Raw genomic sequence first — 6004 nt, forward strand, 5'->3', positions numbered from 1 at the left:
GAATCGTTCTCTTTGAGCTAAGGCGAGGCAACGCCGTACTGGTTTAAAGTTAATCCACTATATATGCTTGAAGTTTTTTCAGACGACCTTATATAAAGCTGCATTGAATACCAACCCCTATTTAAAAGGATGTCCGACATGACGGAGCATAACGAACCGCAACAAACCGAAACTGAAATCGAAACAGCGGCAGAAGTGGAAACCGCCGAAGCCGTCGAAACCGAGCAAACCGAAACACAACCGGAACCGCCGACTTACGAAGAATTGCAGGCGCGTATCGCCGAGCTGGAAGGACAGCTAAAAGACAGCGAACTGCGCGGTCTGGCAAACGAGCAAAACCTGCGCCGCCGCCATCAGCAGGAAATTGCCGATACGCACAAATTCGCCGGACAAAAATTCGCCGCCGAAATGCTGCCGGTCAAAGACTATCTCGAAATGGCGCTGCTCGACCAAAGCGGTAATTTCGACGCGCTGAAAATGGGCGTGCAAATGACGCTGAACGAATTGCAAAAAGCGTTCGACACCACGCATATCAAAGAAATCAACCCGCAGCCCGGCGACAAACTCGACCCGCACCAACATCAGGCGATGCAGGCGGTCGTCAGCGAGCAAGAGCCGAACACCATCGTCAGCGTCATGAAAAAAGGCTACACCCTGTCCGACCGCGTACTGCGCCCCGCGATGGTTATCGTAGCGAAAAAAGAAGCCTGAAGGCACCGCTTGATGAAGTTTATCAAGCATAAAATTTTCAGACGACCCTTCCCAGTTCCTCAGCCTTCAATCCCGCTTTTGGAAAATCATTCTGATGATGCCCAATCGGAAAACAAAGACTAGGTCGTCTGAAAAACAAAACACTGACCTGTGGATAAATAGTTTAATCTGTTGAATTTTATATTTAAAAAATTTCAACAAAACCCTTGAAAAAATATCGGGCAACCCTATTTACAGGTCAACGGAACAAAATGTTCCACACGATTATTAACTTAGAAAAATCTTTTTAGGAGCAACATCAATATGGCAAAAGTAATCGGTATCGACTTAGGTACAACCAACTCTTGTGTATCCATCTCTGAAAACGGTCAAACCAAAGTTATTGAAAACGCAGAAGGCGCACGCACTACGCCGTCTGTCGTCGCTTATCTGGACGGCGGCGAAGTCCTCGTCGGCGCACCTGCCAAACGCCAAGCCGTAACCAACGCTAAAAACACCATCTACGCTGTAAAACGCTTGATCGGTCATAAATTTGAAGACAAAGAAGTCCAACGCGACATCGAATCCATGCCTTTCGAAATCATCAAAGCCAACAACGGCGACGCATGGGTGAAAGCGCAAGGCAAAGAGCTGTCTCCGCCGCAAGTTTCCGCAGAAGTCCTGCGTAAAATGAAAGAAGCCGCCGAATCTTACTTGGGTGAAAAAGTAACCGAAGCCGTGATTACCGTTCCGGCCTACTTCAACGACAGCCAACGTCAAGCTACCAAAGACGCGGGGCGCATCGCCGGTTTGGACGTAAAACGCATCATCAACGAGCCGACCGCAGCCGCTTTGGCATTCGGTATGGACAAAGGTGACAATAAAGACCGCAAAGTAGCCGTATATGACTTGGGCGGCGGTACCTTCGATATTTCCATCATCGAAATCGCCAACCTCGACGGCGACAAACAATTTGAAGTATTGGCAACCAACGGCGACACCTTCCTGGGCGGCGAAGACTTCGACCAACGCCTCATCGACCACATCATCGCCGAGTTCAAAAAAGAACAAGGCATTGATTTGAAACAAGATGTGATGGCATTGCAACGCCTGAAAGAAGCTGCCGAAAAAGCCAAAATCGAATTGTCCAGCGGTCAGCAAACCGAAATCAACCTGCCGTACATCACCATGGACGCAACCGGTCCGAAACACTTGGCAATGAAAATTACCCGTGCCAAATTCGAAAGCCTGGTTGAAGACCTGATTGCCCGCTCTATCGAGCCTTGCCGCACCGCATTGAAAGATGCCGGCTTGAGCACCAGCGACATCGACGACGTGATCTTGGTCGGCGGTCAGTCCCGTATGCCTAAAGTACAAGAAGCCGTTAGAGACTTCTTCGGCAAAGAGCCGCGCAAAGACGTGAACCCTGACGAAGCCGTTGCCGTAGGCGCAGCGATTCAAGGCGAAGTATTGAGCGGCGGCCGCAGCGACGTATTGCTGCTGGACGTAACCCCTCTGTCTTTGGGTATCGAAACTATGGGCGGCGTGATGACCAAGCTGATTCAGAAGAACACCACCATCCCGACCAAAGCGTCGCAAGTGTTCTCTACTGCCGAAGACAACCAAAGCGCAGTAACCATCCATGTACTGCAAGGCGAACGTGAACGCGCCTCCGCTAACAAATCTTTGGGTCAGTTCAACTTGGGCGACATCGCACCCGCACCGCGCGGTATGCCGCAAATCGAAGTAACCTTCGATATTGACGCCAACGGTATCCTGCACGTTTCCGCCAAAGACAAAGGCACAGGCAAAGCCGCCAACATTACCATCCAAGGTTCTTCAGGCTTGAGCGAAGAAGAAATCGAACGCATGGTGAAAGATGCCGAAGCCAACGCTGAGGAAGATAAAAAACTGACTGAATTGGTCGCTTCCCGCAACCAAGCCGAAGCCCTGATTCACTCCGTGAAAAAATCTTTGGCGGACTATGGCGACAAACTCGACGCAGCCGAGAAAGAAAAAATCGAAGCCGCGTTGAAAGAAGCTGAAGAAGCCGTGAAAGGCGACGACAAAGCCGCCATCGATGCCAAAGCCGAAGCACTGGGCACAGCCAGCCAAAAACTGGGCGAAATGGTTTACGCACAAGCGCAAGCCGAAGCCCAAGCAGGCGAAAGCGCACAAGCCGAACCGTCTTCCGTCAAGAAAGACGACGACGTAGTAGATGCCGACTTTGAAGAAGTGAAAGACGACAAGAAATAATTGAGGTCGTTTGAAAAAAGCGCGAACCTTGCGGTTCGCGCTTTTTGTTTGAATTATTCATAGTAAAAGGTCGTCTGCTTTTCAGACGACCTTTTGCCTATCTGTTGCCCTGTGTGTGGAAACATAAGAAAATAGAATTATTTTTCAAACCATCCAATCAAAGGAAACCTTCATGACGACATTCCCCATCGCGCGCGCGGGCGATAAGACACTTGAAATCCAAGGCAAAATGGCGAACCGCCACGGCTTGATCGCCGGTGCGACCGGTACGGGTAAAACCGTAACCCTGCGCCGTATGGCGGAGGCTTTCAGCAGCGAGGGCGTTCCCGTATTTTTGGTTGATGTCAAAGGCGATTTGTCGGGCATCGCGCAAGCGGGTGCCGCCAGCGGCAAGGTGGGCGAACGCATTGCCGAGTTTGGTTTGGGCGAGCAATGGCTGCAAAGTTTCCCCGTGCGCTTTTGGGATGTTTACGGCGAAACCGGCATTCCGGTGCGGGTAACTGTTTCGGAAATGGGCCCGCTGCTGCTGGCGCGTTTGATGAATTTGAACGACACGCAGGAAGGCTTGTTGAACCTCGTGTTCAAAGTCGCCGACGACAAAGGCTGGCACATTCTGGATTTGAAAGACTTGCGCAGTATGCTGAAACACGTTTCCGACCACGCTTCGGAATACCGCACGCAATACGGCAACGTCTCCGCCGCCAGTATCGGCGCGATTCAGCGGCAGCTTTTGACGCTGGAGAACGAAGGTGCGGAAAAATTCTTCGGCGAGCCGTCGCTCAACCTGCAAGATTGGATGCAGACCGACAACGGCAAAGGCGTCATCAACATCCTTAATTCGGAAAAACTGATGCGTTCGCCGCGTATGTACAGCGCGTTTTTGCTGTGGATGTTGGCGGAGTTGTTTGAAACCCTGCCCGAAGTCGGCGATTTGGAAAAGCCGAAATTCGTGATGTTCTTCGACGAAGCGCATTTGATGTTCGACAACGCCGCCAATGCGCTGGTGGAGCAGGTCGAACAAGTCGTGCGCCTGATTCGTTCCAAAGGCGTGGGCGTGTATTTCGTGACCCAAAACCCGCTCGATTTGCCCGATACCATCCTCGGACAGCTCGGCAACCGCGTGCAACACGCCCTGCGCGCCTTCACGCCGCGCGACCAAAAAGCAGTTAAGGCCGCTGCCGAAACCTTCCGCAGCAACCCGAATATCAAAGTTGCCGAAGCGATTGCCGAACTGGGCGTCGGCGAAGCGCTCGTTTCCTTTCTCGACGAAAAAGGCATGCCGGAGCCGGTAGAGCGCGCGCTCGTCCTGCCGCCGCAATCCGCCTTGACCCCGCTTGCCGCCGAAGAGCGCAACCGCTTGTTCCAAAACGATGATTTGTATCCGACCTATAAAGACATGGTGGACAACTATTCCGCTTTTGAAGCCTTAGCCGAAGCCGACAGTCAGGTCGCGGCGGAGAAAGAGGCGGCAGCGGCGGCAAAAGAGCAGGAAAAAGCGCAAAAAGCCGCTGAAAAAGAAGCCGCCAATGCCGATCCCGGCATACTCGGCGGACTGCTCGGCGGTTTGAGCGGCGGTCGTAAAAAGTCAGGGCAGGGCTTGGGTTACAATGTTGCCGACGCCATCGGCAGCCAAATCAACCGCCAAGTGACCAATGCCATCTCCCGCAGCGTGATGGGCATCATTAAAAATATGTTTAAAAAATAAGGCGTAAAAAGAAGGCGGAGGTCGTCTGAAAGCTTGAAAATCGGTTTTCAGACGACCTTTTATATTAAATTCAAAAAATATACCGTCATTCTCGCGCAGGCGGGAATCCAGATCTGCCTACACAGGAACTTATCAGGCAAAAACGGTTTCTTTAACTTTACGTTCTGGATTCCCGCCTGCGCGGGAATGACGATTCAGGTATTTCTATATTGAATCCGCTATATTTTTACCTCAACCTTACCATCAAGCTGCGTTGTCGAAGCCACTGTGGCGCAGCAGTCTGTGTAGGTCTGATTCTCGAATCAGACAGTTTAAGACGTTTGTAATCCTCGTAAAAAAGGTCGTCTGAAATTTTCAGACGACCTCTAATATTTTTGAACATTGAAATGAAAAAACTACCTGCCGTTACTTTTGAATAGGTGAGGAGGGAGGATTTTGTACCTGATTTTGCAAGTTTCTTTTGTCTTGCGCTTCTGCGGCGGTTCTTGCATTTTCGGGCATCAGCTGATAAAGCTCGTCTAGTTCTTTCGGTTCGGTAATGGCTTTCTTCACAATGAAATTGATTAGGTCGAACATTTTTGCGGCAACCTTGTCGAAATCCTCATCCACAATTTGGCCAGGATGTACGGCATTATTGCCGGTAATCCGCAAAGTATCGGCAACTTTGACAACCTGTCCTGATAATACTTCTTTTTTGACCAGCGACCTGATGTCGGTATTGATGTTTTTTCCTTCTTCTCCCAAATGAATACATAATTTTTGCAAGCCTAAACGCAGTAATGCCGCCGCTCCTCGAGGGGATTTGATGAAAATTCGGGCGGCTTCTTCGTAATCTTTTTTGACATCCTCGGGCATATCTTCAGCAGGAAGAGGGGCAGAGCCAAAATCTGGATAGAGCATTTCACCTTTTCTTCGGAGTTCCAAACCTGTCAAGTTCGTTTCGGTTACTCGCCAAAAACTATATTGTTCACAATGAGCACAAATGGCTTTGTAATAAACATCGGGTTCGTAACTTACCCATTGCATATGCGCAAATGCCCCGCAATACGGGCAATTAAAAGCGTCTTTATAAAAATAAGGTGCTGTGTATTTTGTCATTTCTGACATCTCCCTATCAGTATTTATTGGTTTCGATAAAGGTCGTCTGAAACTTTCAGACGACCTTTTATAGTAAATTTAAACAAAAAAACATGCCGTCATTCCCGCGCAGGCGGGAATCCAGACCTGTCCGCACAGGAACTTATCGGGTAAAACGGTTTCTTCAACTTTACGTTCTGGATTCCCGCCTGCGCGCACTACTGTCCGGAATAAATCCCCATTAAACATCAACTACCTAACCGCCTATCCACTCAA

The 6004-nt window shown here is 49.9% G+C and carries 4 protein-coding genes; 3 read left to right on the top strand and 1 reads right to left on the bottom strand.

Annotated features, from left to right (window positions below):
- Positions 1–138: 138 nt before the first annotated feature.
- From grpE to F9B91_RS11800, 3 genes are all read left to right on the top strand, one after another.
- Positions 139–711, top strand: a complete 573-nt coding sequence (grpE, locus tag F9B91_RS11790; protein ID WP_141744923.1) for a nucleotide exchange factor GrpE — start codon at positions 139–141, stop codon at positions 709–711.
- 303 nt (positions 712–1014) lie between these two features.
- Entirely contained in the window at positions 1015–2946 is a 1932-nt protein-coding gene (dnaK, locus tag F9B91_RS11795; RefSeq protein WP_150923281.1) for a molecular chaperone DnaK, read from the top strand.
- Positions 2947–3118: 172 nt separating this feature from the next.
- Positions 3119–4651: a helicase HerA-like domain-containing protein gene (locus F9B91_RS11800; RefSeq protein WP_150923282.1), complete on the top strand. Its 1533-nt coding sequence runs from the start codon at positions 3119–3121 to the stop codon at positions 4649–4651.
- A 405-nt stretch (positions 4652–5056) separates the two neighbouring features.
- Here F9B91_RS11800 and F9B91_RS11805 read toward each other — a convergent pair whose 3' ends face one another.
- Positions 5057–5749: a DUF4145 domain-containing protein gene (locus F9B91_RS11805; protein WP_070539758.1), complete on the bottom strand. Its 693-nt coding sequence runs from the start codon at positions 5747–5749 to the stop codon at positions 5057–5059.
- Between the last annotated feature and the right edge of the window lie 255 nt (positions 5750–6004).

It is taken from the genome of Streptococcus mitis (assembly GCF_008763935.1).
Taxonomy (GTDB): Bacteria; Bacillota; Bacilli; order Lactobacillales; family Streptococcaceae; genus Streptococcus; species Streptococcus mitis_DB.